The sequence below is a fragment of the Agrobacterium sp. MS2 genome (genome assembly GCF_003261015.1).
GTDB classification, from domain to species: domain Bacteria; phylum Pseudomonadota; class Alphaproteobacteria; order Rhizobiales; family Rhizobiaceae; genus Agrobacterium; species Agrobacterium pusense.
This window is the reverse complement of the sequence record NZ_QLNF01000086.1, coordinates 1-23,890: the sequence shown is the minus strand read 5'-3', so window position 1 is coordinate 23,890 and position 23,890 is coordinate 1. Positions and strand designations below refer to the sequence as shown.

General features: G+C 60.6%; 27 protein-coding genes. 12 read left to right on the top strand and 15 right to left on the bottom strand.

The window, feature by feature from the left end:
• Positions 1–34: 34 nt before the first annotated feature.
• A complete protein-coding gene (locus DOU54_RS27595; protein ID WP_193603444.1) occupies positions 35–172 on the bottom strand; it encodes a hypothetical protein in 138 nt (45 codons plus the stop codon).
• Between the two features lie 212 nt (positions 173–384).
• Here DOU54_RS27595 and DOU54_RS23025 point away from each other — a divergent pair, with 212 nt between their 5' ends.
• Positions 385–687, top strand: a complete 303-nt coding sequence (locus DOU54_RS23025) for a putative quinol monooxygenase (protein WP_113731840.1) — start codon at positions 385–387, stop codon at positions 685–687.
• Positions 688–750: 63 nt separating this feature from the next.
• Here the strand turns inward: DOU54_RS23025 and DOU54_RS23020 are convergent, their stop codons facing one another.
• Entirely contained in the window at positions 751–2,652 is a 1,902-nt protein-coding gene (locus DOU54_RS23020; RefSeq protein WP_113732083.1) for a bifunctional sugar phosphate isomerase/epimerase/4-hydroxyphenylpyruvate dioxygenase family protein, read from the bottom strand.
• A 121-nt stretch (positions 2,653–2,773) separates the two neighbouring features.
• Here DOU54_RS23020 and DOU54_RS23015 point away from each other — a divergent pair, with 121 nt between their 5' ends.
• Complete coding sequence (locus DOU54_RS23015; RefSeq protein ID WP_113732082.1) at positions 2,774–3,469, top strand: TetR/AcrR family transcriptional regulator; 696 nt, start codon at positions 2,774–2,776, stop codon at positions 3,467–3,469.
• On the opposite strand, the gene aroQ is transcribed toward DOU54_RS23015, so the two are convergent.
• The 11 genes from aroQ to pcaD form a co-directional block, all read right to left on the bottom strand.
• A complete protein-coding gene (gene aroQ, locus DOU54_RS23010) occupies positions 3,441–3,884 on the bottom strand; it encodes a type II 3-dehydroquinate dehydratase (RefSeq protein WP_004445128.1) in 444 nt (147 codons plus the stop codon). The genes DOU54_RS23015 and aroQ overlap by 29 nt on opposite strands.
• Positions 3,881–4,750, bottom strand: coding sequence for a shikimate dehydrogenase (locus tag DOU54_RS23005; RefSeq protein WP_044459384.1), 870 nt, complete (start codon positions 4,748–4,750; stop codon positions 3,881–3,883). Before DOU54_RS23005 ends, aroQ begins: the two co-directional genes overlap by 4 nt.
• A gap of 203 nt (positions 4,751–4,953) precedes the next feature.
• On the bottom strand, positions 4,954–5,715 hold the full coding sequence (locus DOU54_RS23000; protein ID WP_004445125.1) for an amino acid ABC transporter ATP-binding protein: 762 nt from the start codon (positions 5,713–5,715) through the stop codon (positions 4,954–4,956).
• A 13-nt stretch (positions 5,716–5,728) separates the two neighbouring features.
• Positions 5,729–6,568, bottom strand: a complete 840-nt coding sequence (locus DOU54_RS22995; RefSeq protein WP_004445123.1) for a transporter substrate-binding domain-containing protein — start codon at positions 6,566–6,568, stop codon at positions 5,729–5,731.
• A 42-nt stretch (positions 6,569–6,610) separates the two neighbouring features.
• Positions 6,611–7,261 (bottom strand): amino acid ABC transporter permease, encoded by a 651-nt coding sequence (locus tag DOU54_RS22990; RefSeq protein WP_004445121.1) that lies wholly within the window; start codon positions 7,259–7,261, stop codon positions 6,611–6,613.
• Positions 7,262–7,273: 12 nt separating this feature from the next.
• Entirely contained in the window at positions 7,274–7,942 is a 669-nt protein-coding gene (locus DOU54_RS22985; protein ID WP_004445120.1) for an amino acid ABC transporter permease, read from the bottom strand.
• Positions 7,943–8,283: 341 nt separating this feature from the next.
• The gene (locus DOU54_RS22980; protein WP_113731839.1) at positions 8,284–9,366 is read right to left on the bottom strand and encodes a 3-carboxy-cis,cis-muconate cycloisomerase; all 1,083 of its coding nucleotides are present in this window, start codon (positions 9,364–9,366) and stop codon (positions 8,284–8,286) included.
• Between the two features lie 68 nt (positions 9,367–9,434).
• On the bottom strand, positions 9,435–10,055 hold the full coding sequence (pcaG, locus tag DOU54_RS22975; protein ID WP_004445117.1) for a protocatechuate 3,4-dioxygenase subunit alpha: 621 nt from the start codon (positions 10,053–10,055) through the stop codon (positions 9,435–9,437).
• A 2-nt stretch (positions 10,056–10,057) separates the two neighbouring features.
• On the bottom strand, positions 10,058–10,798 hold the full coding sequence (gene pcaH, locus DOU54_RS22970; RefSeq protein ID WP_004445116.1) for a protocatechuate 3,4-dioxygenase subunit beta: 741 nt from the start codon (positions 10,796–10,798) through the stop codon (positions 10,058–10,060).
• Positions 10,795–11,229: a 4-carboxymuconolactone decarboxylase gene (pcaC, locus tag DOU54_RS22965; RefSeq protein ID WP_004445114.1), complete on the bottom strand. Its 435-nt coding sequence runs from the start codon at positions 11,227–11,229 to the stop codon at positions 10,795–10,797. The genes pcaH and pcaC overlap by 4 nt, the downstream gene beginning before the upstream one ends.
• A gap of 3 nt (positions 11,230–11,232) precedes the next feature.
• Positions 11,233–12,030 (bottom strand): 3-oxoadipate enol-lactonase, encoded by a 798-nt coding sequence (pcaD, locus tag DOU54_RS22960; protein WP_113731838.1) that lies wholly within the window; start codon positions 12,028–12,030, stop codon positions 11,233–11,235.
• Between the two features lie 93 nt (positions 12,031–12,123).
• On the opposite strand from pcaD, the gene pcaQ reads away from it, so the two are divergent.
• The gene (gene pcaQ / locus DOU54_RS22955; protein WP_113731837.1) at positions 12,124–13,065 is read left to right on the top strand and encodes a pca operon transcription factor PcaQ; all 942 of its coding nucleotides are present in this window, start codon (positions 12,124–12,126) and stop codon (positions 13,063–13,065) included.
• A 199-nt stretch (positions 13,066–13,264) separates the two neighbouring features.
• On the opposite strand, the gene pobA is transcribed toward pcaQ, so the two are convergent.
• Positions 13,265–14,437: a 4-hydroxybenzoate 3-monooxygenase gene (gene pobA, locus DOU54_RS22950; RefSeq protein WP_034496718.1), complete on the bottom strand. Its 1,173-nt coding sequence runs from the start codon at positions 14,435–14,437 to the stop codon at positions 13,265–13,267.
• A gap of 117 nt (positions 14,438–14,554) precedes the next feature.
• Between pobA and DOU54_RS22945 the strand changes: the two genes are divergently transcribed.
• Entirely contained in the window at positions 14,555–15,478 is a 924-nt protein-coding gene (locus DOU54_RS22945) for a helix-turn-helix domain-containing protein (RefSeq protein WP_113731836.1), read from the top strand.
• Here the strand turns inward: DOU54_RS22945 and DOU54_RS22940 are convergent.
• Entirely contained in the window at positions 15,448–16,209 is a 762-nt protein-coding gene (locus DOU54_RS22940) for an IclR family transcriptional regulator (protein WP_113731835.1), read from the bottom strand. The genes DOU54_RS22945 and DOU54_RS22940 overlap by 31 nt on opposite strands.
• A 138-nt stretch (positions 16,210–16,347) precedes the next feature.
• Here DOU54_RS22940 and DOU54_RS22935 point away from each other — a divergent pair, with 138 nt between their 5' ends.
• The 8 genes from DOU54_RS22935 to DOU54_RS22900 all read left to right on the top strand — a co-directional run.
• The gene (locus tag DOU54_RS22935) at positions 16,348–17,055 is read left to right on the top strand and encodes a 3-oxoacid CoA-transferase subunit A (protein WP_113731834.1); all 708 of its coding nucleotides are present in this window, start codon (positions 16,348–16,350) and stop codon (positions 17,053–17,055) included.
• Positions 17,052–17,747 (top strand): CoA transferase subunit B, encoded by a 696-nt coding sequence (locus DOU54_RS22930; RefSeq protein ID WP_113731833.1) that lies wholly within the window; start codon positions 17,052–17,054, stop codon positions 17,745–17,747. The genes DOU54_RS22935 and DOU54_RS22930 overlap by 4 nt, the downstream gene beginning before the upstream one ends.
• A gap of 10 nt (positions 17,748–17,757) precedes the next feature.
• Positions 17,758–18,963 carry a 3-oxoadipyl-CoA thiolase gene (gene pcaF, locus DOU54_RS22925; protein WP_113731832.1) on the top strand — a complete coding sequence of 402 codons (1,206 nt, stop codon included), beginning with the start codon at positions 17,758–17,760 and terminating at the stop codon, positions 18,961–18,963.
• A 431-nt stretch (positions 18,964–19,394) separates the two neighbouring features.
• Positions 19,395–20,423 carry a LacI family DNA-binding transcriptional regulator gene (locus tag DOU54_RS22920; protein WP_037092251.1) on the top strand — a complete coding sequence of 343 codons (1,029 nt, stop codon included), beginning with the start codon at positions 19,395–19,397 and terminating at the stop codon, positions 20,421–20,423.
• A 280-nt stretch (positions 20,424–20,703) separates the two neighbouring features.
• Entirely contained in the window at positions 20,704–20,886 is a 183-nt protein-coding gene (locus tag DOU54_RS22915) for a hypothetical protein (protein ID WP_146617397.1), read from the top strand.
• A 137-nt stretch (positions 20,887–21,023) separates the two neighbouring features.
• On the top strand, positions 21,024–21,947 hold the full coding sequence (locus DOU54_RS22910) for a sugar ABC transporter substrate-binding protein (RefSeq protein WP_113731830.1): 924 nt from the start codon (positions 21,024–21,026) through the stop codon (positions 21,945–21,947).
• A 46-nt stretch (positions 21,948–21,993) separates the two neighbouring features.
• On the top strand, positions 21,994–22,890 hold the full coding sequence (locus DOU54_RS22905; protein WP_022562706.1) for a sugar phosphate isomerase/epimerase family protein: 897 nt from the start codon (positions 21,994–21,996) through the stop codon (positions 22,888–22,890).
• Positions 22,891–22,900: 10 nt separating this feature from the next.
• The coding region (locus DOU54_RS22900; protein WP_113731829.1) for a Gfo/Idh/MocA family protein at positions 22,901–23,890 on the top strand (990 nt) is incomplete at its 3' end.

Below are 23,890 nucleotides of genomic sequence, written 5' to 3'. Positions count from 1 at the left end.
GGGAATATCGAAAATGTCGGGTGAGATTGCATCTTCAGGCTGCTTTTTCACAGGCAGCCGCGCGACAATCGATGCCCCGCATTAATAGCCGCAGTGCCGCCGCAGCCGTGCCGGTTACATCCATGGCAGCCACCCGACGCGAAACGCCGGATGCCAATTCGACAATGCGCATGAAACCTTATTCTCCCCCGCCCTTGTTTTATGGAAAAAGCTAACAAAACAGAACAATCATGTCCATAGTGTTGAACAATTTTTGTGTACTGCTCTACAAATACGCATATGCACCGATTTTGAGCGCGTGTTCCTGCACAATGCTTCGCAAAAAGGCGGGTATTCCGCCTGTAGCGCCACTAAAAACGCTGAGAAGAACGAAGAGGAATGGGAATGCCGTGCATGAACAATAGGGCAGGCGCAGTCAGGCTGAGGGGTTTTCTACGATGCTTGACCAAGGATGATGTCGAACTGGTCCGGCGCCACCTTCCTGAACATCTTCGTCTGACGAGAGAGGAACCCGGCTGCATTTCCTTCGGGGTATCCGAGACAGACGATCCCCTGATCTGGCGGGTTGAGGAGCTTTTTGCCGATCGTGCCGCCTTTGATTTTCATCAGCAGCGGACGCGGGCGTCGGAGTGGTTTATGGCGACCTCCGCCATTCCACGTGATTACGAGATAACGACATTGGAATAAATGAGAACAGGCCGCAGCGGCATTCCTGCCGGCTGCAGCCTGTTCGGATTTCGCTGCCGAGACCTATTCCTTCGGCATGCCAACCGGCGGCGCAAGGCGTCGTTGCGCGGCGATGCGGAAGGGGGCGTTCATGGCGCCATAACCGCCGTAAGCCCCGCGCCTTTCGATGATTTCGAAGAAGAATCCTTCGCCGAAGGTGCGGCTGTAGATCTGGAAATATTCGCCATTGTCGTCGCGGTCATAAAGGATGCTTGCCGCTCTGAGCGCATCGGAAAATTCCGGCTCCAGACCGAAACGGGCTTCCAGATCGTCGTAATAATTGCGCGAGATCGGCAGGGCCTGAAAACCGCGCGCCTGCATCGCCTTGGCCGTCGCGAAAATATCGTTGGTGGCGAAGGCGATGTGCTGGATGCTGGTGCCGAAACCTTCAGCCAGGAATTTGCCGGCGAAGGTCTTGCGATTGTCGGCACCGTTCATGGTCAGGCGGAAATGCGGTGAGGGTACGCTTTCAATCGCCTGGCTGCGCACCAGCCCGCCCGGATCGACCACATCGATCATCGGTGTGCGGCGGGTAGAAAACAGCGAGGTGTAGAACAGAAGCCACGTCAGCATTTCACCGTAATGCGTTGTTTGCGCAAGATGATCGATCCTCTTCAGTCCGGCATCGCCAGCTAGTTTATTGTCGCCGACTGTCGCAAACTCATTGTCCCAGATGGAAGCAAGCGCCGGCGAATCGTCGAGGAAATAAATGACACCGTTGCCCACGCCCTGAATGGCCGGGACGGCGACTTCGCCCGTTTTGCGCGGCTCGGCGAAGGTGGGCGCGCCCAGCGCTTCAGCACGCGCCAGCGCCGCTTTGGCGTCATCGACCTTCAGGCCGAATGCATAGGCATTGGTGCCGTGGATGGAATAGGACGCCCCGGCGAAACTGTCGCCGCCATCACTGGTATTGATGACGATGCGGATATCGCCCTGGGTGTAGAGGTCGACATCGCGATTGCGGTGATGTGCGGTTTTCTCGAAACCGAGCGTGGCGAGCAGCGCCTCCAGATTGATCTTTTCTTCCGGCGCCGTGGTGAATTCCACAAACTCCACGCCCCGCGTCTCAACCCGGTCCGGCATGGCGGGCACGTCGATTCTGATATCCGGCTCAAGACGGCGCACCTGATCCATCAGGTTGACGAGCGAGCGGTGGCCGTCCTCGGCGAGCAGCCGGGCCGAGCCGCCGCGGAACTGGTCATTGAAGATTTCGAGCGACAGCGGGCCGCTATAACCGGTTGCAGCCACGGCGCGCATGAAATCCACGACAGGCAGATCGCCTTCTCCCGGCATGTTGCGGAAATGGCGGCTCCAGTAGAGCAGGTCCATGTCGATCAGCGGCGCATCGGCCAGTTGGACGATGAAAATCTTGTCGCCGGGAATGGAACGGATGGAATTGGGATCGATCTTGCGCGACAGCGTGTGGAAACTGTCGAGAATGATGCCGACATTGGCGTGGTCGGCACGGCGCACCACTTCCCAGGCATCGCGGTGATCGCTGATGTGACGGCCCCAGGCCAACGCCTCGTAACCCACGCGCACGCCATGTTTTGCGGCGAGTTCGCCCAGCTGATGGAAGTCGGCGGCGGCGCGGTCTATGCCGCCGAGCGAGACCGGCGAGACATTCGAGCAGATCAGCATCAGATCTGTGCCGAGTTCGCCCATGATGTCGAATTTCCGCTGCGCTCTCTCGAAGGCGCGGGCGCGGTGCGGCTCCGGCATGCCCTCGAAATCGCGGAACGGCTGAAACAGGGTGATATCAAGTCCGTGGTCGGCAGCCAGTGCCTTTACCTCGCGCGGGGAGGCGTCATAGGTCAGGAAATCGTTTTCGAAAATCTCCACGCCGGAAAAGCCGGCCTTGGCGATCGCCGCCAGCTTTTCGGGGAATTCGCCACTGATCGATACGGTTGCAATGGATGTGCGCATTGGCATGCCGTGTCCTGCTGTGTCATAGCTCGCCATATTGCCTTCCTTTTCAGCCTTATGTACTGATTGGTTAATAAGCAGGGCGTGACCGCAGGCCGCTGCCCCACCGATGGAATGGATGATGACCAAAACTGCGACTTTGAACGCGACCCGAGAAAGCCGGCAGGCGAAGCGTGATCCGGAAGGGGTTCGCCGCGACATTCTTTCGGTGGCCATGGAAGAGTTTTCGAAAAATGGCCTCTCCGGCGCCCGCATCGATGAAATAGCGGCGCGCACGCGCACGTCCAAGCGCATGATCTATTATTATTTCACCGACAAGGAGAGCCTCTACCAGCGCGTTCTGGAGGAGGCTTATGCCAAGGTGCGCGGCGGCGAGAGCGATCTGGAACTCGATGATCTGGAACCGGCTGCGGCGCTCGACAAGCTCTGTCGGTTCACCTTCGATCACCACAGGCGCAACCCCGCTTTCATTCGCATGGTGATGATCGAGAACATCCATCACGGCCGGCACATGCAGTCCTCCGAAACGATCCGCCAGCTCAACCGTCCCGCCATCGATGCGCTGGAAAGCGTGCTGCTGCGAGGCCAGCAGAGCGGCGTCTTCCGCGAGGGCATCGATGCGCTGGAATTGCACTGGCAGATCAGCGCGCTGTCCTTTTTCAACGTCTCGAATGTCACGACGTTCTCGTTCATCTTCGGCGACAGCCTGTTCACCGATGCGGGACAGGAGACATTGTCGCGGCATGTCAGCGACATGGTGCTGCGTTATGTGCTGACGCCCGCCCATATCACGACGAGCGCGAAAGACGGCCAATGAGGTGGCGCAGCGCCACGTCATAACCTTCGATGCCGAGGCCGGCGATCACGCCTTCGGCTCGGGTCGAGACATAGGAGTGGTGCCGGAAGACCTCGCGCTTGTGGATGTTGGAAATGTGAACCTCGATCACCGGCCCCTCAAAGGCATTGAGCGCATCGAGGATGGCCACCGACGTATGGGTAAAGGCGCCGGGGTTGATGACGATGCCTGCGGATTTGCCGCGGGCTTCGTGAACCCAGTCGATCAGTTCATATTCCCGGTTGCTCTGGGCAAAAAACAGTTCGTGGCCGGCGGTTTCTGCGATCCCGCGGCAACGGGACTCGATGTCAGCGAGCGTTTCATAGCCGTAGATTTCCGGCTGGCGCTGGCCGAGCAGGTTGAGGTTCGGGCCGTTGAGGATTGTGAAAAGGCTCATGCCACCCCCTCCGCCATGCACAGCTCGGTGAAATGTGCGGTCATGCGCGCAGCGTCCGGCTCGCGGCCGCAGAAGAGGCGGAATGCGCCAACGGCCTGAAATACCGTCATGCCGCCGCCGGGCAGGGTGCGACAGCCCTTTTTCGCCGCCGTCGCCAGCAACTCGGTCACGAGCGGCATGTAGACGATGTCGGCCACCCAGTGTCGTTGCTCGATCAGGTCGGCCGAAACCGGCATGCCGGGATGGGCGGGCATGCCCATTGGCGTGGCGTGGATCAGGCCATCGGCAAAGGGCAGGGAAGCGGCGGGGTCGCCAACGGCAAAGGCGCGCCCTTCTCCGAACCGGTCGTTGAGTTCGCTCGCCAGGCGCTCGGCCCGGGGCAAATCGCGATCGAAAATATCGAGTCTCATAATATCGAGCTTCAGGGCGGCATGGGCGACAGCCACGCCGGCGCCGCCTGCGCCGACCAGCAGCGCCCGATCACGCTTTGCATCCGGCAGGCCGCGCACGAAGCTTTCGTAAAAGCCGTACCAGTCGGTGTTATGGCCAATGCGGCGGCCGTCGCGGAAGACGACGGTATTGACCGCTCCAAGCATGCGGGCGTCGTCAGAAAGTTCGTGCAGATGCGCGATGACGGCCTGTTTGAACGGATGGGTGATATTGGTGCCGGCAAAACCGCGCGCCTCCAGCTCATCGAGCAGATCGGGAAGGGCGCTTAAGGGCAATTTGCGTGCGGAGACATCCACCAGCTCATAAGAATAGTCGAGACCATGGGCTGCTCCCTCGCGCATATGCAGCGCGGGTGACTTGGATAGCTGGATATCGGCGCCTATCAGGCCGACCTTGAATGCGGTTTTGTCTGTCATGATCTCGGGTCGTTCATCTGTTCGGCGGCGGGCATCGCCTGCCTTCGGGTTGCTGGCGAGGTGTTGAAACCTCGCCGTCGTCATCCTCGGGCCTGATCCCGGGGATCTGTCATCCGCTGGCTCCATGGATCCCCGGGCCTGTCCCGGGGATGACGCTGTCTCTGCGCGGGAGGTCGCCAAGAGTTCCCCGCGGAGCGCGAACCTCAATGATGGGCGAGAATTTCGCCAAGGAACGTGCGGGTACGCTGGTGCTTAGGATCGCGGAAGAATTCCTCCGGGGGGCCTTCCTCGATGATCTCGCCTTCCGACATGAAGACCACGCGGTCGGCCACCTGCCGGGCGAAACCCATTTCATGCGTCACGCAGATCATCGTCATGCCGTCGCGGGCAAGACCGATCATGGTGTCGAGCACTTCCTTCACCATTTCCGGATCGAGGGCCGAGGTCGGTTCGTCGAACAGCATCGCCTTCGGTTCCATACACAGCGCCCGCGCAATCGCCGCGCGCTGCTGCTGGCCGCCGGAAAGCTGGGCGGGGTACTTGTCGGCCTGGTTGAGAATGCGCACGCGCTCCAGATATTTGCGTGCCGTCGCCTCCGCATCGGCCTTCGACAGGCCTTTCACCCGCATGGGCGCCAGCGTGCAGTTTTCCATGATGGTCTTGTGCGGGAAGAGATTGAAGCTCTGGAACACCATGCCCACTTCGCGCCGAACCGCATCGATGGCGCGGCTGGAATCCGAAAGCATGGTTCCCTCCACCGTAATCTTGCCCTCCTGGATTTCCTCCAGATGGTTGATGCAGCGAATGAGGGTGGATTTGCCCGAACCGGACGGGCCGCAAAGAACGATCTTCTCGCCCTTGCGAACCGTCATGTTGACATTTTTAAGCGCGTGGTAGGCTCCATACCACTTTCCGACCCCTTCAAGGGCGATAAGCGGAACCTGTGCGGCGGCGGATTGCGGCATGGAAACCTCCAGATTACTTCACGGTGAAGGGGATGTCGGGAAGGCTGTCCGGGAAGGCCGGCACTTCGCGCTTCATCCATTTGTCGTAAATCTTGGCGAGCTGACCGTCCGACTTGATCTTGTCGAGGAAGGCGTTGACGGTTTCGTTCCAGTCCTTCTCGCCCGGGCGGGTGCCGGCGCCGTTATACATGGTCGTCAGTTCGAACTTTGATTCGTACTTGCCCTCGGCGGCCTTGTTCAGCCGGTCGCCGTAGAACATGTTGCCGCCCACGGCTTCGACCTGGCCCGATATCAGCGCCTGAATATTGGCGGCGTCGTCATCGAAGCGCAGGATATTGGCTTTGGAGCCGGCACCGGCAGTAATCGCCGTGTCCATGGCGCTCGACTTCGGCACGCCGACATTGATGCCGGTCAGATCATCGTAACCGGCGATCTTCTTGTCCTTGGGGGCATAGACGGAAAACACGTTGCCGACATAGGGCTTCGAATACTGGATGCTCTTGGCGCGCTCGGCGGTCATGGCCATGGTGGCGAAGAGCACGTCGACCTTGCCGGTCAGCAGCGCCGGGATGCGGTTTGCGACGGCGAGCGGCACGAACTCGGCCTTGACGCCGAGATAGTCCGCGAAGGCCTTGCCGATATCGGCATCGAGACCATCCTGCACGCCGCTGGAATTCACGAAGCCCCAGGGCGAATTGTCACCCTGAATGCCGATGACGACCTTGCCCTTGGCCTTTGCCTCTTCAACGGTCCCGGCGAAAGCATCGCCCGGTGTCACGAAAGGCAGCGCAACCGTTGCCGCGGCGAGCGCGAGCAGGGCGCGACGCGAGAATTTCATGCTGGTGGTTTTCATCTTTTGCTCCTCCTTACAAAGCTGATGAGATGGTTTTGACGTTTAACGGGACGCGGCCTGCAGCCGCTTTTCGACGCCGGCGCCCCACAGGGAGAGCGGCCAGCAGATCAGGAAATAGATGATGCCGACGAGGGCGAAGACGGTGAGCGGGCGGAACGTCTGGTTGGAGACGATCTGTCCGGCGCGGGAGAGCTCGACGAAACCCACGATCGCCGCAAGCGAGGTGCCCTTGATGAGCTGCACGAGGAAACCGATGGTGGCCGGCAGTGAAATCTTGAGCGCCTGCGGCAGGATCACATCCTTCATGCGTGAGACGTAATGCAGGCCGAGCGCATTGGCCGCTTCCGTCTGCCCTTTCGGCACGGCCTGGATGCCGCCGCGCCAGATTTCACCCAGAAAGGCGCTGGCATGCAGCGTGAAGGCGATGGCAACGGCGATCCAGGCATCGACATTGAGGCCGGCGAGCGCCACGCCGTAATAAACGACGAAAAGCTGCATCAGGAGCGGCGTGCCCTGGAAGATGGCGATGTAGGCCGTGCTTGCCCGCTGGATTGCCGGGCTGTCCGCAACGCGCGCGAGCGCCACGCAAAGGCCGAAAATGCCGCCGCCGATAAAGCCGATGATGGTCAGCGCAAGGGTCCATTTCAGGCCCTGCAGCAGGAAGAAGAGTTCGTTGGGACCGATGGATGCCATTGTCTTTTCTCCTCACTTGACCGGATAGCTGAAGGAAAGGCGGGAGATGAGCGAGAAGACGGCCATCATCAGCGAGGAAATGACGAGATAAAGCAGCGTGATCGAGAAATAGACCTCGAAGGACCTGAACGTATCCGCCTCGATCTTCTGCGCGACCGAAGTCAGCTCGTAAGCGGCGATCGAAGTGCAGACCGACGTCGTCAGCGTCAGCATGATGAACTGGCTGGTGAGTGACGGATAGACCGCGCGCAACGCCGGCTTCAGGATGATATGGCGGAAGATCTGCGCCCGGTGCAGGCCGAGCGCGAGGCCCGCTTCCACCTGGCCCTTAGGGATGGAATCGACCCCGCCCCGAATGATTTCAATGGCGTAGGCGCCACCGTTCAGGGCCAGCGCAATGATGGCGGTGACGGTGGGATTGAGCTTGATGCCGATCTGCGGCAGGGCGAAGAAGATGAAGAATATCTGCACCAGAAACGGCGTATTGCGGATGGCTTCCACAAAGCCGATGACGATGCCGCGCAGCAGCCTGAAACGCGAGCGTCGGGCGACAACCCCGAGAACCCCGATGACGGTGGCAAGCGACATGCCGGCAATGGCAAGGCCGATCGTCGCCAGACAGGCTAAAAGCAGCTCGGGCAGCCGGTCTATGACCGCTGAGAAATCGAGACTGTAAGACATTCTTCCTCCCAACCCCTTCGGGTCCGGACAGGCTTTGCGCCTTGTCCGCATCGCTCTGGAACCGTGCGGCGCCAAAGCCCTCCATTTGTCGATTTTTGCCGCTGCGGGCTTCGAACCCTCGTCGGCGGCGTCTCGTTAATCTTAATGTTTGTACCAGTTAGTTCATTTTTGTGTCAAGCGTCATATCCGGTTAAAAAGCGGCGTCGCCGCTGTTTTTTTGTTTTTCTAAATTCCCGATAAAGTCTTTTTTATCAATGGCTAATGCAAAGGATCGCAAGCGCTTTCCGCACGTCACCATGTCGCCACCGGCCGCCCGTCTGGCAGTTCCTGGAAACCCTGGTCTATGGAAGATGGCGATCGCCCTGAGGCTCGTTTTCGCCTGCGCCCAACCTGTCTATCTGCCCCGCCAACCGCTCGGCGATCAGCAGCGAGGCTCCCGTTGCCGTCACCATTTGTGGGAGCGACAGCCATTCCAGCATCCAGCCCGCGCCGGACCTTTCCTGTTCGTGCACAAGCGACTGGTGCAACGCCGATATGTGCACGGCATTGAAGCGCGCGAGCGTCACCAGCGTTTCGGCATTGACCGGGTTTTGTTTGTGCGGCATGGCCGAGGAACCGCCGCCTCCGGAGAGGCGGATTTCCGTGCCGAGTTCGGCCATGAGCGCGATGTCCTGCCCGAACTTGCCGAGCGTGCCCGTGATCAGCGAAAGCAGACCGGAAAATTCGGCGATGCCGTCGCGCTGGCTTTGCCATTGTGGCCGATCCGCAAGGCCGAGGCGCCTTGCCAGATCGATGCGCACGGCTGCGGCATTGTCACCGAGCTTTTCGAGCGTGCCGGCCGCGCCGCCGAATTGCAGGGCGAAACCGGTCTGCGCGAAGCTCTGGAGCCGCAGCAGATGGCGCTCCAGCGGTGAAATCCAGCTTGCCGCCCGGTCGGCGACCGTGATGCCGATCGCGGCCTGCATGCGGGTATAGCCCGTCAACGGATTATGGCCGTCGCGGGAGGCGAGATCTCCCAGCGTATCGACGAGACGCCCGAGCCGCATGGCGATGATTTCCGCCGCCATTTTCAGCCGCAGCATCAGGCTGGTATCGATGACATCCTGGCTGGTCGCGCCGAAATGCACCTTGTCCGCTGCCTTGCCGGCGACGGCCGCCCGCATCTGCCGGATGAGTTCGGGAACCACAACGCCATCCTTTGCGACGCCGTGGCGAAGGGCGGTGATGTCGGCGGCAAAGTCCGACAGGCCTGAGACAATCGCTTGTGCCACCTCATCCGCAAGGATGCCAGCCTCCGCCTCCGCCAGCGCCGCTTCGAAACGGATCATGGCGTCGATATCCGCCCTTGCCGAAAACAGCTCGACGATTTCGCTGTCGCCGAAAAGGCCTGAGAGGAAAGGGTGCTCGAAGGGGGAAAGGCTCATCGTCCGTCTCGCTTTCTTTTGCGCATATCGTTGTCGCAAAACCGCTGCACACTTTTGCGCGATATGCGTCAGATATCGAAAAACACGGTTTCGCCTTCGCCCTGCAGACGGATATCGAAACGATAAACGTTGCCTTCTTCCTTTTTGGCGACAAGCGTGGCGATGCGGCTTTTCTGCTCGATGCGGGCGAGAACGGGATCGGCGGCATTGGCCTCCTGTTCTTCCGGGAAATACATACGGGTCTGCAGGCCGATATTGATGCCACGCGCGACGATCCAGAAGGTGATGTGCGGCGCCATCGGCCGACCGTCGCGGAACGGCACCGAGCCGGGCTTGATGGTTTCGAAGACGAATTCGCCCGTATCCATGTCACCGGGCGAGCGGCCCCAGCCGATGAAATTCGGGTCGGCCTTGCCGCGCGTTTCGCTCGGGCTGTTGTAATAGCCGTCGGTATCGGCCTGCCATATCTCGATCAGCGCATCCTTGAGCGGCATGCCGGCGCCGTCATAGACCGTGCCGCGCACGCTGATGCGCTCGCCGCGGGCCTTGTCGTTATAAAGCGGGCCGGAACCGAGATCCTTCTCGAACACGCCTTCGATGCCGACGAAATTGGGTGTGCAGCCGATATGCACATAGGGCCCTGCCGTCTGCGAGGCGGTTTCCTTGAAATAGTTGAGCGGCTGAACCATGGTCAGTTGCCCTCCATGCGGTTTTCGAAAAGGGTGGAGCGGCGACCGCGCAGCACGATATCGAACTTATAGGCCAGCATGTCCATCGGCAGCGTCGCATTCATGTCCAGCGGCGCGATCAGTCTCCGTATCGCATCCTCGTCCGGAATGGTTTTGACGATCGGACATTTCCAGATCAGCGGATCGCCTTCGAAATACATCTGGGTGATGAGGCGCTGCGCGAAACCGTGACCGAAGATGGAGAAATGGATATGGGCCGGCCGCCAGTCATTGACGCCGTTCGGCCAGGGATAGGCGCCCGGCTGGATGGTCTTGAACCAGTAATAGCCGTTCTCGTCGGTGATCGTGCGGCCGACGCCGCCGAAATTCGGATCGATGGCAGCGAGGTAGCTTTCCTTCTTGTGGCGGTAGCGACCGCCGGCATTGGCCTGCCAGAATTCCACCAGCGCGCCGCCGACGCCGCGACCGCGCTCGTCCAGCACCCGGCCGTGAACGAGAATACGCGGTCCAACAGGCATTTCACCGGGGCGGGCATAGTTGAGGATGAGGTCGTTATCCAGCGGATTCAGCATGCCATGGCCAAAAACGGGACCGGTGATCTCGCTTTTGGTTCCCTCAAGCGAAATCAGGGCGCGTTGCGGCGAGCGCAGGATCGAGGTCTTGTAGCCGGGCGCATAGGCCAGCGGGTGAATATCGCGGTTGCGCGCGAAGAAAGGCCCGGTTTCTGGTGGCTGGTTGCTCATTTCGTCTCCTCCCCATCGCCAGTTTTATCAAGGGAACTATCGGCTTTCATGCTGGCCAGGGCAAGCTTGGCAATCTTGAAAGCATGATTGGCGGCAGGCACGCCGGCATAGATCGCAACGTGCATCAGCGCCTCGCGAATATCCGCCTCGGTTGCGCCGGTATTGACGGTGGCGCGCACATGCATGGCAAGTTCTTCGTCCTGGCCCAGCGCCGCAAGAAGGGCGATGGTGACCATCGAGCGCTCGCGTTTCGTCCATTGATTGCCGGACCAGACGGTGCCCCAGGCGCCTTCGGTAATGAGCTGCTGAAAAGGCTGGTCGAAGCCCGTCGTCACGGTCTGGGCGCGGTCCACATGGGCATCTCCCAGCACGGAGCGACGGGTCTTCATGCCCTGTTCGAAACGTTCGTTCTTGTTGTTCTGGTCCGCCATCGGTCAATGCTCCGGCAAGGTCTTGAGAAAAATGCACGCGGCCTGCGCGTAGGCGAGTGGCTGTTCAAGGCAGGGAATGTGGCCGCAGCCGGCGATTGTTACAAAGCGGCTTGCGGGAATGAGGTCCGCAAGCGATTTTACCAGTTCCGGCGGTGTCGAGCCGTCCTGATCGCCCACGATACAAAGGGTCGGCACGGCAATGCGCCCGGCGGCCGCGGTAAAATCCGCGTCGCGGATGGCGGCGCAAGTGCCGCTGTAACCGGCTTCCGGCTGTTGCGACAGCATGTTGCGTGCGCCGGCATAGGCGGCATTGTCAGGCGTGCGGAAGGCGGGCGTGAACCAGCGCTCCATGACGGGATCGACCAGCGAGCCGAGGCCATCCGCAGAGATTTTGTCGATGCGGGCGTTCCACATGTCGGCTGTGCCGATCTTGTGAGCGGTATTGCTGAGCACGAATGCGCGGACGAGATCGGGCCGGCGGGCATAAAGCCCCTGGGCAATCAGGCCGCCGACGGACAGTCCCCAGATGACGGCACTTTTCACGCCGAGATGATCGAGCAGCGCGATCAGATCACCGGCATGGTCATCGATCGAATAGGGTGGGCGACCGATATCGGAAAGCCCGTGGCCACGCTTGTCGTGCAGTACGTAGGCATAGTCATCGCCGAGCACTTCGATCACCGCATCCCAGATGCGGAAATCCGTACCGAGCGAATTGATGAAGGCGATGACCGGCTTGCCGCTGTCCAATCCCTTGACGCGATAATGGATCACGGTCTCGCCGCAGCGCAGAAAATGCATGATGGCTCCTCCTGCCGGGGATATTGCAAGCGGGTTCCGGTTAAGTAAAATGACATTATCGATGAAAATCATAACCACTGGATTATACGAGCGATGGTCGACCAGCGTATCAAGTTCCGCCACCTGCAGACCTTCGTGGGGGTTGCGCGGCAGAAAAGCGTTATCCGCGCCGCCGAAATCCTGCATGTCAGCCAGCCGGCGGTGACAAAAACGATCCGCGAACTGGAAGAGATTCTGGGTGTCTCGCTATTCGACCGGGAAGGTCGCGGCATTCGCATCAGCCGCTACGGCGAGGTTTTCCTGCGCCACGCCGGCGCGACAATGACGGCGTTGCGACAGGCGGTCGATTCGGTTTCGCAGGAGGCGGCGCGCGCCGGTCCCCCGGTGCGGGTGGGTGCTCTGCCCACGGTTTCGGTCCGCATCATGCCGAAGGCGATGGCCGGTTTTCTGGCGGAAAAGACCGGCAGCCCGGTGAAGATCGTGACGGGCGAAAACGCTGTTCTGCTGGAGCAGCTGCGGGTCGGCGATCTCGATCTCGTCGTCGGCCGTCTCGCGGCGCCGCAGAAGATGGCCGGGTTTTCCTTCGAGCATCTCTATTCGGAAAGGGTGCGCTTCGTGGTGCGGGCTGGCCACCCGCTTCTGTCGCCCGGTGTTTCGGTGTTCGATCACCTGCATGAATATCCGGTGCTGATGCCCACACGGCAGTCCGTCATCGGTCCTGTCGTGGAACAGTTTTTGATCGCCAACGGTGTTCCGGCCCTGCCGATCCGCATCGAAACCGTATCCGACGCCTTCGGTCGCGCCTTTCTGCGCACCAGCGACGCGATCTGGATCATCTCGGAGGGCGTGGTGGCGGCGGATGTGGCGGATGGCATCCTCGAAATTCTGCCGGTCGAGACCGGCGATACCAGCGGGCCGGTGGGTCTGACGGTCCGGGCCGATACGCAGCCCTCGCTGCCGCTTTCGCTGCTGATGCAGGCCATACGTGAGGCGGCGGGCGAGTTGCTGGATGGGAGGGCGGAGGCTGGTTCTTGAGATGAGGGTGAGGGTCGGAAAAGTCTGAGAACCTCTCCTCCGTCATTCCGGCCTTGAGCCGGAATCCAGCCACGGCGCGTCTGCGCCGTGAAAAGAGTCTTTTTTGCGATCAATGACTTGATCGCGCTGGACCCCGGATCAGGTCCGGGGTGACGGGTGTGGAAACGGTAGAGATAAAAGCCGCGTGTCTGGGGCAGCCCTAATACGGAAGCCCCACGTAATTTTCCGCAAGCGCGGTGGAAGCGGCGCGCGATTGGACGAGATAATCCAGTTCCGCCTCCTGAATGCGCTGGCCGAAATCCCCCGTATCGGGAAAACGATGCATCATCGTCGTCATCCACCAGGAGAAGCGCACCGCCTTCCACACGCGGGAAAGCGCCTTCTGCGAATAGGCGTCGATGCCGGCTTCAGACCTGTCGCGATAAAACTCGATCAGCGCCTCGCTCAGATAATGTACGTCGCTGGCGGCAAGGTTCAGGCCCTTGGCACCCGTTGGCGGCACGATATGGGCGGCATCCCCCGCTAAAAACAGCCGTCCGAACCGCATTGGTTCACTGACAAAGGAACGGAGCGGAGCGATCGATTTTTCAAAGGAGGGGCCGGTCACCATTGCATCCGCATGGTTTTCCGGCAGGCGACGGCGAATTTCGTCCCAGAAGCGCTCGTCGCTCCAGTCTTCCGGCCGGTCCTCCAGCGAACATTGAATGTAATACCGGCTGCGCGTGTGCGAGCGCATGGAGCAGAGCGCAAAACCGCGCGGATGGTTGGCATAGATGAGTTCGTGGTTGACCGGCGGCACTTCGGCCAGAATGCCGAGCCAGCCGAAGGGGTAGACCTTCTCGAATTCCTTGATCGCGCCTTGCGGCACGGATTTTCGGCTCACCCCGTGGAAACCATCGCAGCCGGCAATGAAATCGCAATCGATCCGGTGGGTTACGCCATCTTTCTGATAGGTTACATAAGGGCTTTCGCCATCGAAATCATGCGGCTCGACATCAGATGCATCGTAGATGGTCGAGAGGCCGGCCGCTTCGCGCACATCCATCAGGTCATGGGTCACTTCCGTTTGACCATAGACCATCACACGCTTGCCGCCGGTCAGATCGAATAGATCGATACGATGGTCGCGACCGTCGAAGGTCAGCGAAAAACCGTCATGCGGCAGACCCTCGCGGCGCAGGCGCTTATCCGCGCCGGCCTTTTCCATGAGCTGTACCGTGCCTTCTTCCAGTACGCCGGCGCGGACGCGGCCGAGAATGTATTCCTTGCTGACCCGGTCGAGAATGACGGTCTCGACACCGGCTTTCGCCAGAAGCTGGCCAAGCAACAGCCCCGATGGACCGGAGCCGATGATGACGACCTGTGTACGCATTGTTTCCTCCCGAACTTGTCTCCGGTCAAGAAATTGACCAAGCGTTGCCGGAAGCTCAATGGACTTTCCGGTCCGTAAATTGCACAATCCGACCATCGGGCCCAGGAGGGGGATGAGATGCGTGTGACTGCCAATGAAGGGCTCTATGGTGAGGAAGCCGCGCAGGGCAGCGATTTTCGCTTCCATTGCGAAACGCTTTTTTCGCGGAGCAGCCTGCATCGCTTTGAAATCGGCCTGCATCGCCATTCTGCTTTTTTGCAAATCTTGTACATTTTTGGCGGCGAGGGCGATGCCTTGCTGGATGGCCGCATCGAGCCGATCCGCCCGCCGGTCGCCATCATCGTGCCACCCGGTTTCGAACACGGCTTCCGTTTTTCCCGCGATATCGGCGGCGTGATCGTCACCATGCTGCAGGGCGCGCTGCCGGCATCGGTGCAGGCGCTTCTGCTGCGGAATTTCTCCCAACCGGTGCTTCTGCCCTTGCTGGATTTTGCCGATGGAGAAGGAGTGCGCAGCGGGTTCGAACGGATTTCCGCGGAATATGAGGCCCGTGAGATCGGTCGCGACGCGATGATAGAAGGCCAGCTTGCGACCGTCGTCGCGCTTCTTTCACGGGCGGCGCGGCCGCTTCTGGAAACAAGCGGTGAGGGCCTGGCGGAGCAGCGTTTCGAACGGTTGCTGTCACTGATTGCTCGCCATATCCGCGAGCCGCAGAAAGCCGGTTTTTATGCGAGGAAGCTCGGCCTTTCGGAAACGCACCTTAACCGGCTTGTCCGTTCCGTTTCCGGGCTCAGCCTGCAGCGGCTGATTGCCAAGCGCCAGATCGAGATCGCCCAGCAGGAACTGGTCTTCACCGTCTCCAGCGTACAGATGATCGCGGAGGGTCTTGGATTTGCCGATCCCGCTTATTTCAACCGCTTCTTCAGGCGCGAGACCGGCATGACGCCGCGCGCCTGGCGGCTCGCCGAGCAGCGCAGGATGGGCGATACCGGCGCGCGGCAGATGCCGCTTCAGACCAGCATTCTCGCCAGTTCCCGCTGAACGGACAGAAGTGCGGGCAAATGTCGCTCCACCAGATCATCCATCGAAGCGACCGAGGCGGCGAGCCCGACATTCAGCGCGGCAACAGTTTGGCCACGCACGCTTTTCAGCGGCACGGCGATGGAGCGAAGGCCGATTTCGACTTCCTGATCGATCAACGCATAACCGCGATGGCCGGTCACCTCGATTTCGGTGAGCAAGGCCTGAATATCGGTAATGGTTTTTTCCGTGCGGGCGACCAGCCGGGAGGCTTCGAGAATGTCGCGCTGGCGTTCGGGCGGCTGAGCGGAAAGAAGAACACGGCCCATCGAGGTGCAATAGGCGGGCAGGCGCGACCCCGGCATCAGCGCAATGGACATAACCCGCTGCTGGGCGGCGCGGGCCACATAAACGATTTCGGTTTCGTCCAGGATAGAGACGGAGGTGCTCTGGCCGATGTCCTCCGAAAGGCGATCGATGAGCGGCTGGACGATTTTCGGCAGCGGCATGGTGGCGAGGCAGCCGGTTCCGAGCCGCAGCACCTTCGGCGTGACGGTGAAGAACTTCCCGTCATAGGCGGCATAACCAAGCTCCGAAAGCGTGAGCAGGCAGCGGCGTGTGGTGGCGCGGTCCAGTCCGGCGATCTCGGCGGCATCGGAGATGGACAGGCGCGGCCGCTCGGCGCTGAAGGCTTCGATCACGCGCAATCCCTTGGCGAGACCGCCCATCATGTCTCTTTCGCTGACGGCCATGGCTACGTTCCACTTGTGCGATATACGAACAAAAATCATATAACGCACAAAATCCTTGCCGTCGAGGCAATTTCAGCTTTACCTCATGGCCAAGCAGCCCTGCCGGTCCATCCGCTCGGCTGGATGGAGGTTTTGAGAATGGACAAGACAATCAAGAGCGCGGAAGAGGCGCTTGCTGGCATCGGCGATGGTGCGACGATCATGATCGGCGGTTTTGGCGGCTCCGGCGCGCCGATCGAGCTGATCCACGCACTGATCGACAAGGGACCGAAGGACCTTACCGTCATCAACAACAATGCCGGCAACGGCCGCATCGGCATCGCCGCGATGATCGATGCGGGCATGGTCAGGAAGATGATCTGCTCCTTCCCGCGCTCTTCGGATCCGCGCGCCTTCACCGATCGCTATCTGGCCGGCGAAATCGAACTGGAGCTGGTGCCGCAGGGCACGCTTGCCGAGCGTATCCGCGCTGGCGGTTCCGGTATTCCGGCCTTCTACACCCCGACAGGTTTCGGCACGGAACTGGCAGAAGGCAAGGTAATCGCGGAATTCGACGGCCGCTCCTACGTGCAGGAGCGCTGGCTGAAGGCCGACTTTGCCATCGTCAAGGCCGAGCTTGGCGACACATATGGCAACCTCACCTACAACAAGGCCGGGCGCAATTTTAACCCGCTGATGTGCATGGCCGCGAAAACCACCATTGCGCAGGTCTCGAAGATCGTCGCCGCCGGCGAGATCGATCCGGAGCATGTCGTGACGCCGGGTATTTTCGTGAACGGCGTCGTGGAAATTCCCGATCCGCAACAGGAAGAAGTCCTCATTCGCGCCGGAGTAGCCTACGCATGACCACGACCATCGACACCCGCGAAGACATCAAGCTTTCCAACGCCCAGATCGCCTGGCGTGCGGCGCAGGACATCGAAGATGGCGCCTACGTCAATCTCGGCATCGGTTTTCCCGAAATGGTGGCGCGCTATCAGCCACACGGCCGTCAGGCGATCTTCCACACCGAAAATGGCATCCTGAATTTTGGTGAGGCACCGCCGGAGGGCGAGGAGGACTGGAACCTCATCAATGCCGGCAAAAAAGCCGTGACGCTGAAGCCGGGTGCGGCCTTCTTCCACCATGCCGACAGCTTCGCCATGGTGCGTGGCGGACATCTGGATGTGGCGATCCTCGGGGCCTATCAGGTGGCGCAGAATGGCGATCTCGCCAATTGGCGCGTCGGCTCCAAGGGTGTGCCAGCCGTCGGTGGGGCCATGGATCTGGTTCATGGCGCCAAGCAGGTCTTCGTCATCACCGAACATGTGACCAAGAATGGCGAGCCAAAGCTGGTTGAGAAATGCGCCTTCCCGCTGACCGGCGTCGGCTGCATCACCCGCATCTATACCAGCCACGCGGTGATTGACGTGGTGGACGGCCGCTTCGTGCTGCGTGAAAAACTGCCGGCGATGACGTTCGATGAGTTGCAGGCCATGACCGGCGCGCCGCTTCATGTGGATGGCACGGTTGCTGATCTCGTTGCACCGGAACTTTGAGGAAACACCGATGACCGAAGCCTATATCTGCGATTACATCCGCACGCCCATTGGCCGTTTCGGCGGTGCGCTTTCTTCCGTAAGGGCGGATGACCTCGGCGCGGTGCCGCTGAAGGCGCTGATGGAACGCAATCCTTCCATCGACTGGGAAGCCGTCGAGGATGTGATCTTCGGCTGCGCCAATCAGGCAGGCGAGGATAATCGTAACGTCGCGCGCATGTCGCTGCTACTTGCCGGCCTGCCGGTTTCAGTAACCGGAACGACCATCAATCGTTTGTGCGGCTCCGGCATGGATGCCGTCATTGCTGCCGCCCGGGCCGTCAAATCGGGCGAGGCGGAGTTGATGATTGCCGGCGGTGTCGAAAGCATGAGCCGCGCGCCCTTCGTTCTGCCCAAGGCGGAGAGCGCTTTTTCGCGCAATGCCGAAATCTACGACACCACAATCGGCTGGCGTTTCGTCAACCCGCTGATGAAGGCGCAATATGGCGTCGATTCCATGCCGGAAACCGGTGACAATGTCGCGGTCGATTATCAGGTCTCGCGCGAGGATCAGGATGCCTTCGCCGTACGCAGTCAGCAGAAGGCAGCGGATGCGCAGGCCAATGGCCGCCTCGACAGGGAAATCGTTTCGGTAACGATCCCCCAGCGCAAGGGCGATCCACTTGTCGTCTCGAAGGACGAACATCCGCGGGCCACAAGCCTCGAAGCACTGGCTAAGCTGAAGCCGGTGAACAAGCGCGAGGGCGCTACGGTAACGGCGGGAAATGCGTCTGGCGTCAATGATGGCGCGACCGCGCTTATCATCGCGTCAGCCGAGGCTGCGAAGAAATATGGCCTCACTCCCATCGCCCGTATCCTCGGTGGCGCCGCTGCCGGCGTGCCGCCGCGCGTGATGGGCATCGGCCCGGCTCCGGCCTCCGCCAAGCTTCTGGCGCGGCTCGGGCTGAAGCAGGAACAGCTCGATGTGATCGAGCTGAACGAGGCTTTCGCGAGCCAGGGCCTCGCGACGCTGCGCCAGCTCGGCATTGCCGATGACGATGCGCGGGTAAATGCGAATGGCGGTGCCATCGCGCTCGGCCATCCGCTCGGCATGTCCGGTGCGCGTATCGCCGGAACGGCGGCGCTCGAACTTTCCTTGACGGGCAAGCGGCTGGCGCTCGCCACCATGTGTATCGGCGTCGGGCAGGGTATCGCCGTCGCGCTGGAGCGGATCTGACGGGATAACGGCTTCAGTATCGTGATAACGGTGCTAATGCCGCCGTAAACCGGTACGAATGCCCGCTGCCGCAGCTTCCTTAGTGTGACAGTGGCCATTCAGGTTACTCGGCAGGTGATTTTTTCGCTCTGACACATCCCAGCCCCCATTCCTGTGCTTGTCACAGGAATCCAGGCGACGCGCGTCTGCGCGGCGGAAAGACTCCTCTCAGCCCAGGGACTTGGGCTGGCTGGATCTCCGTGACGAGCACAGAGATGAGGGGAGGAGGCGTGCTGGGCCAAGCAAGCCGGCCCTGCGATGCAGGCCCCGGTCGATTATTCCCTGATAAAGTACTCCACGCTCTTATCCCTCTGCACATGTTGGATTCCATCATGATCCGTGACATGTTTTGCGAGATATGACAGGAATCTTTCCGTCTACGGGGCACCCGCATGAAACGTCCGACCATTACCGATGTTGCAAAGGCCGCCGGCGTCAGCGTCGCCACGGTCGACCGGGTGCTGAACGGCCGCCTGCCGGTGCGGGAGGAAACCTCGCGGCGTGTGTTCGAGGCCGCGGAGAAGATCGGCTTTCATGCCACCAACATCATTCGTCAGCGTATGCTGGCGGATATGCCTTCCTATGGCCTTGGAATCATTCTGCGCAAGGAGCGGCACGCCTTTTATCAGACCTTTGCCGACGAGCTGGAGCTTGCGGCGCGCAACATCCGGGATCGCCACGTCAGTCTGCGCATCGAATTTGCGCAATCCGGTGAGCCGGCGGAGCTTGCGGCGCTGCTTATGGGCATGAAGGGCCGGGTACAGGCGGTGGCCGCTACCGGGCCGGACCACCACGATGTCACGGCCGCCGTCGAGGCATTGAAGATCAAGGGCATTCCGACATTCTCGCTGCTTTCCGATTTTGCCCAGGGCGTGCGGGAAGCTTATCTCGGTGTCAACAGCATGAAGGTGGGGCGCACAGCGGCGTGGATGATCTCACGACTGGCGCGCAGCAAGGGCAAGGTGCTTCTGCTGCTTGGCGGTCACCGGTTTCATGGTCATTCGCTGCGCGAAACCGGCTTTCGCAGCTACATGCGTGAATATGCGCCGGAATTTGAGGTTATGGATGCCCTGATCACGCTGGAAACGCGACGCGTAACCTATGAGCTCGTGATGGACTCTATCGCCAAGCACAGGGATCTCGTCGGAATCTATTGCGTGGGCGGCGGCATGGAAGGGGTGATCGAGGCACTTCAACACGAAAAGCGGCAGGAACCCATTGTCTGCCTTGTCAACGAACTGACCCCCGTGTCCCGCCAGGCACTGCTGGAAGGCAGCATCAGCGGCGTGTTCCAGACGCCGCTGCGCGAATTGTGCGCCGATCTCATCGCAACCATGGTTCACACTATCGAACATGGCATGGCGGAGACGCCGGGACAGCGTTTCCTTCCTGCCCATCTCTGGGTTCCTGAAAGCCTTTGATGGTTTGATAGATTACATCATATCGCGTCCGCCCGTTTCTATCATGCTTGATGGTTTTGCCTGCTGCTGACGCGTTGACGTGGTGACCGGACTAGGAAATCTTGCCTGCCTGTGGAGCGGACAGGAGGCCGACCTTCACAGCATGAGATTACGTCGGGGTTGCTTGACGCTGCGGATATTCCTTCGCGGCGCGGGGGCAGCTTTTTCCGGAAAGCCGTGACGGCGCACTTCGAGCGCGATGGTGCGGCCGGTTCTTTTCAAGGTTTGGAGGGGGAACGAGATGAAAAGACATTTCGCCAATGCAGCCTTCGCGACCATGCGGACGACGGGCGCGCCGGTGCAGGCCGTTGGAGTTTCGATGGCGCTGAAACCTGCCGGAAACGATGCGGCAGACAGGAGGGTCTTCGTGCTCTTCGAGCTGGTAAGGCCGGCCGATCTCAAAAACCATCAGGCCGGGAATTGAGCCATGGCCGTGCCTGCCGGCTTCTGCGCTCCCCGGGGGAGTGCCGCCGGAGGGGCTTGACGCGCCGCAGCCGGGCACGACCGGCCACGGTAAAAACTGGACAATGCAATCAGCAGCGATTTCCGCGGGAGGAAACCTTGAAAAAACTATTGATGGCGACGGCACTCTGTATCTTCGCGACACCGGCTCTGGCCGAGACCCGAATTGCAGTCTCGATGACGTCTTTCGACAATCCGTTTCTGACGATCCTGCTCAACGGCATAAGGGCCGAGGCCGGGCGCGACAAGACCATCGAGCTTCTGCTCGAGGATGCCCAGCTCGATCCTTCAAAGCAGCTGAATCAGGTGCAGAACTTCATTGCCAATGGCGTCGATGCGATCATTGTCAACGCCGTCGACGGTGACGCTACCTCGGCGATAACCAAGGCCGCATCCGCTGCGAAAATTCCGCTTGTCTATGTGAACCATCCGCCGGCTGAGCTGGAAACCGGGCTGCCTGACGGCACGGCATTTGTCGGCTCCAACGAACTTGATTCCGGCACCATGGAAGCCGAAGCCGCCTGCAAGCTGATGGGCGGCAAGGGCAAGGCCGTCATTCTGATGGGCCCTTTGGAAAACCATGCGGCGCTGGTTCGCACCAAGGATGTGGAAACGGTGTTCTCCAAGCCGGACTGCAAGATCGAAATCCTTGAAAAGCAGACGGCGAACTGGAGCCGCACGCAGGCACAGGACCTCGTTTCCTCCTGGCTGACGGCGGGCATACAGTTCGATGCGGTCATCGCCAACAACGATGAAATGGCGATTGGCGCCGTGCAGGCGCTGAAGGCAGCGGGCGTATCCATGAAGGACGTCGTCATTGCCGGCATTGACGCGACACCCGATGGACTTGCCGCGATGCAGGCGGGCGATCTCGATATCACCGTCTACCAGAATGCGACGAAGCAGGGCGAGGTCTCCGTTCAGACGGCGGTGAAGGCCGCTGCCGGTCAAAGCACCGAAAAGACGCTCTGGGTGCCCTTCGAACTCGTCACGCCGGAAAACATGTCCGCCTATGCCAAATGAGCCGGGGCTTCGGCCCCGTCCCTTATCCCACCGACTGGAAACAGCCATGAAACATACGCTCGATCCCCACATGTTCCGGCATCTTTCGCTGGCCGAGACCTGCCGCAAGGTCGCAGAGCTCGGTTACGACTATGTCGAACTTTCACCCCGTCCGGATTTTCTGTCCTGGTGGACGCGACCGAAGGTCTATCCCGAGCGCGTCGCCGAATTCAAAAAGGCCCTGAAGGATCACGGCGTCGGCCTTGCCACGCTGCAGCCCATGTATCGCTGGGCGAGCCCGTATCCGGACGAATGGGAGGTAGCGATCGACAACTGGAAACGCGCCATCGAGATTGCGGTCGAGATGGAGTGCCCAATGTTCGTTTCGGAATTCGGCCGTGGAGGCTCGCCGGAGCGCAGCCTCAACGACCGGTCCGGCCTGCACCGTCCGGAAACCTGCGAAGCGCAGTTCTTCCGCGCCATGGATGTTCTGGTGCCGATCCTCGAGCGGGAGGGGCTGGTGCTGTCGCTGGAGGCGCATCCCGAAGACTGGATCGAGGAAATCGCGCCGGCCATCGACATCATCAAGACCATCAATTCCAAGGCGGTAAAGGCCTCCTTCATCGCGCCTCACACCTTCTTTTACGGTCCGGACATGGTTGCCAACCTGCGCGCGACCGAAGGTCATCTGGTGCATGTGCGCCTTGCCGATACCTATGACCACACCAAATCGTCGCAGCTGCGCTACATCGTCAATCCGCCCGGCGCCAAAGTCAGGGTGCACCAGCACACGGATTTCGGCCAGGGCGAGATCGACTGGGAGATATTCTTTGCCACGCTGGCCGACATGAAATTCGACGGTGTGCTGTCGAACTGCGTCTTTGCCTGGGAAGATCGTGTCGATGAAAGCGCGCGTTTCATGCTCAGCGAAACCCGGCGATATGTCGCCAAATACTGGAAATGAGGTTTTTCAGATGACTGTGAAAATTGGTGTCATCGGCACCGGTGCCATCGGGCGCGATCACACCCGACGTATCAATGAGGTTCTGGGCGGTGCGAAGGTCGTTGCGCTGAGCGACGTCGACCGCGCCTCGGCCGAGGCGGTCAAAAAAGACATCGCCCCTGATGCCGCCATTTTCGCCACCGGCGAGGAGCTCATTGCATCAGCTGATGTGGATGCCGTGCTTGTCACCTCCTGGGGCGCGACGCATGAGCAATATGTGTTGGCTGCCATCGCCGCCGGCAAGCCGTGCTTCTGCGAAAAGCCGCTGGCGACGACGGCAGAGGGCGCGAAGCGGATCGTCGATGCTGAGGTGGCGCATGGCAAACGGCTGGTGCAGGTGGGTTTCATGCGCCGCTACGACGCCGGTTACGTGGCGCTGAAAAAGACCGTGGACACCATGATCGGCGCCCCGATCATGGTCCATGCCACCCATCGCAACCCGACCGTTCCGGAGCATTATGTGACGCCCATGGCGATCCACGACACGATGATCCATGAGATCGACGTGCTGCGCTGGCTGCTCGATGACGACTATGTGTCGGCCCGGGTTCTCTTTCCACGTGCCGCCGCCCGCAGCCATGCAAAGCTGAGGGACCCGCAGATCGTCATTCTGGAAACGGCCAGGGGCACGATCATCGACGTCGAAATCTTCGTGAACTGCCACTATGGTTACGACATACAGTGCCAGGTGGTCGGCGAGGACGGCATTGCCAGCCTGCCGGAGCCGATGGCGATACAGACACGGCTCGGCGCCAAGCTGCAGAACGATATTCTCACCGACTGGAAGGATCGCTTCATCGCGAGCTACGACGTCGAATTGCAGGACTTCATCCATGCGGCGGCGAAGGGAACAGCCTCCGGCCCCAATTCCTGGGACGGCTACGTGGCCGCGATCACTTCCGATGCCTGCGTCGCCGCGCAGGAGACGGACGGAGCAGCCGTCGCAATCAGGCTTCCCGCC

What these genes read in the sequence shown, in the direction of transcription:
- DOU54_RS22920 (WP_037092251.1), top strand. Translation starts at nt 19,395, where the DNA reads ATGAAACGTCCGACCATTACCGATGTTGCAAAGGCCGCCGGCGTCAGC.
- DOU54_RS23020 (WP_113732083.1), bottom strand. Translation starts at nt 2,652, where the DNA reads ATGCGCACATCCATTGCAACCGTATCGATCAGTGGCGAATTCCCCGAA.
- pobA (WP_034496718.1), bottom strand. Translation starts at nt 14,437, where the DNA reads ATGCGTACACAGGTCGTCATCATCGGCTCCGGTCCATCGGGGCTGTTG.
- pcaH (WP_004445116.1), bottom strand. Translation starts at nt 10,798, where the DNA reads ATGAGCAACCAGCCACCAGAAACCGGGCCTTTCTTCGCGCGCAACCGC.
- aroQ (WP_004445128.1), bottom strand. Translation starts at nt 3,884, where the DNA reads ATGAGCCTTTTCACAATCCTCAACGGCCCGAACCTCAACCTGCTCGGC.
- DOU54_RS22930 (WP_113731833.1), top strand. Translation starts at nt 17,052, where the DNA reads ATGACCACGACCATCGACACCCGCGAAGACATCAAGCTTTCCAACGCC.
- DOU54_RS27595 (WP_193603444.1), bottom strand. Translation starts at nt 172, where the DNA reads ATGCGCATTGTCGAATTGGCATCCGGCGTTTCGCGTCGGGTGGCTGCC.
- DOU54_RS22915 (WP_146617397.1), top strand. Translation starts at nt 20,704, where the DNA reads ATGAAAAGACATTTCGCCAATGCAGCCTTCGCGACCATGCGGACGACG.
- pcaF (WP_113731832.1), top strand. Translation starts at nt 17,758, where the DNA reads ATGACCGAAGCCTATATCTGCGATTACATCCGCACGCCCATTGGCCGT.
- DOU54_RS22990 (WP_004445121.1), bottom strand. Translation starts at nt 7,261, where the DNA reads ATGGCATCCATCGGTCCCAACGAACTCTTCTTCCTGCTGCAGGGCCTG.
- DOU54_RS22945 (WP_113731836.1), top strand. Translation starts at nt 14,555, where the DNA reads ATGCGTGTGACTGCCAATGAAGGGCTCTATGGTGAGGAAGCCGCGCAG.
- DOU54_RS22995 (WP_004445123.1), bottom strand. Translation starts at nt 6,568, where the DNA reads ATGAAAACCACCAGCATGAAATTCTCGCGTCGCGCCCTGCTCGCGCTC.
- DOU54_RS22940 (WP_113731835.1), bottom strand. Translation starts at nt 16,209, where the DNA reads ATGGCCGTCAGCGAAAGAGACATGATGGGCGGTCTCGCCAAGGGATTG.
- DOU54_RS23025 (WP_113731840.1), top strand. Translation starts at nt 385, where the DNA reads ATGCCGTGCATGAACAATAGGGCAGGCGCAGTCAGGCTGAGGGGTTTT.
- DOU54_RS22985 (WP_004445120.1), bottom strand. Translation starts at nt 7,942, where the DNA reads ATGTCTTACAGTCTCGATTTCTCAGCGGTCATAGACCGGCTGCCCGAG.
- pcaC (WP_004445114.1), bottom strand. Translation starts at nt 11,229, where the DNA reads ATGGCGGACCAGAACAACAAGAACGAACGTTTCGAACAGGGCATGAAG.
- pcaQ (WP_113731837.1), top strand. Translation starts at nt 12,124, where the DNA reads ATGGTCGACCAGCGTATCAAGTTCCGCCACCTGCAGACCTTCGTGGGG.
- DOU54_RS22935 (WP_113731834.1), top strand. Translation starts at nt 16,348, where the DNA reads ATGGACAAGACAATCAAGAGCGCGGAAGAGGCGCTTGCTGGCATCGGC.
- DOU54_RS23015 (WP_113732082.1), top strand. Translation starts at nt 2,774, where the DNA reads ATGACCAAAACTGCGACTTTGAACGCGACCCGAGAAAGCCGGCAGGCG.
- pcaD (WP_113731838.1), bottom strand. Translation starts at nt 12,030, where the DNA reads ATGCATTTTCTGCGCTGCGGCGAGACCGTGATCCATTATCGCGTCAAG.
- DOU54_RS23005 (WP_044459384.1), bottom strand. Translation starts at nt 4,750, where the DNA reads ATGACAGACAAAACCGCATTCAAGGTCGGCCTGATAGGCGCCGATATC.
- DOU54_RS22905 (WP_022562706.1), top strand. Translation starts at nt 21,994, where the DNA reads ATGAAACATACGCTCGATCCCCACATGTTCCGGCATCTTTCGCTGGCC.
- pcaG (WP_004445117.1), bottom strand. Translation starts at nt 10,055, where the DNA reads ATGGTTCAGCCGCTCAACTATTTCAAGGAAACCGCCTCGCAGACGGCA.
- DOU54_RS23000 (WP_004445125.1), bottom strand. Translation starts at nt 5,715, where the DNA reads ATGCCGCAATCCGCCGCCGCACAGGTTCCGCTTATCGCCCTTGAAGGG.
- DOU54_RS22980 (WP_113731839.1), bottom strand. Translation starts at nt 9,366, where the DNA reads ATGAGCCTTTCCCCCTTCGAGCACCCTTTCCTCTCAGGCCTTTTCGGC.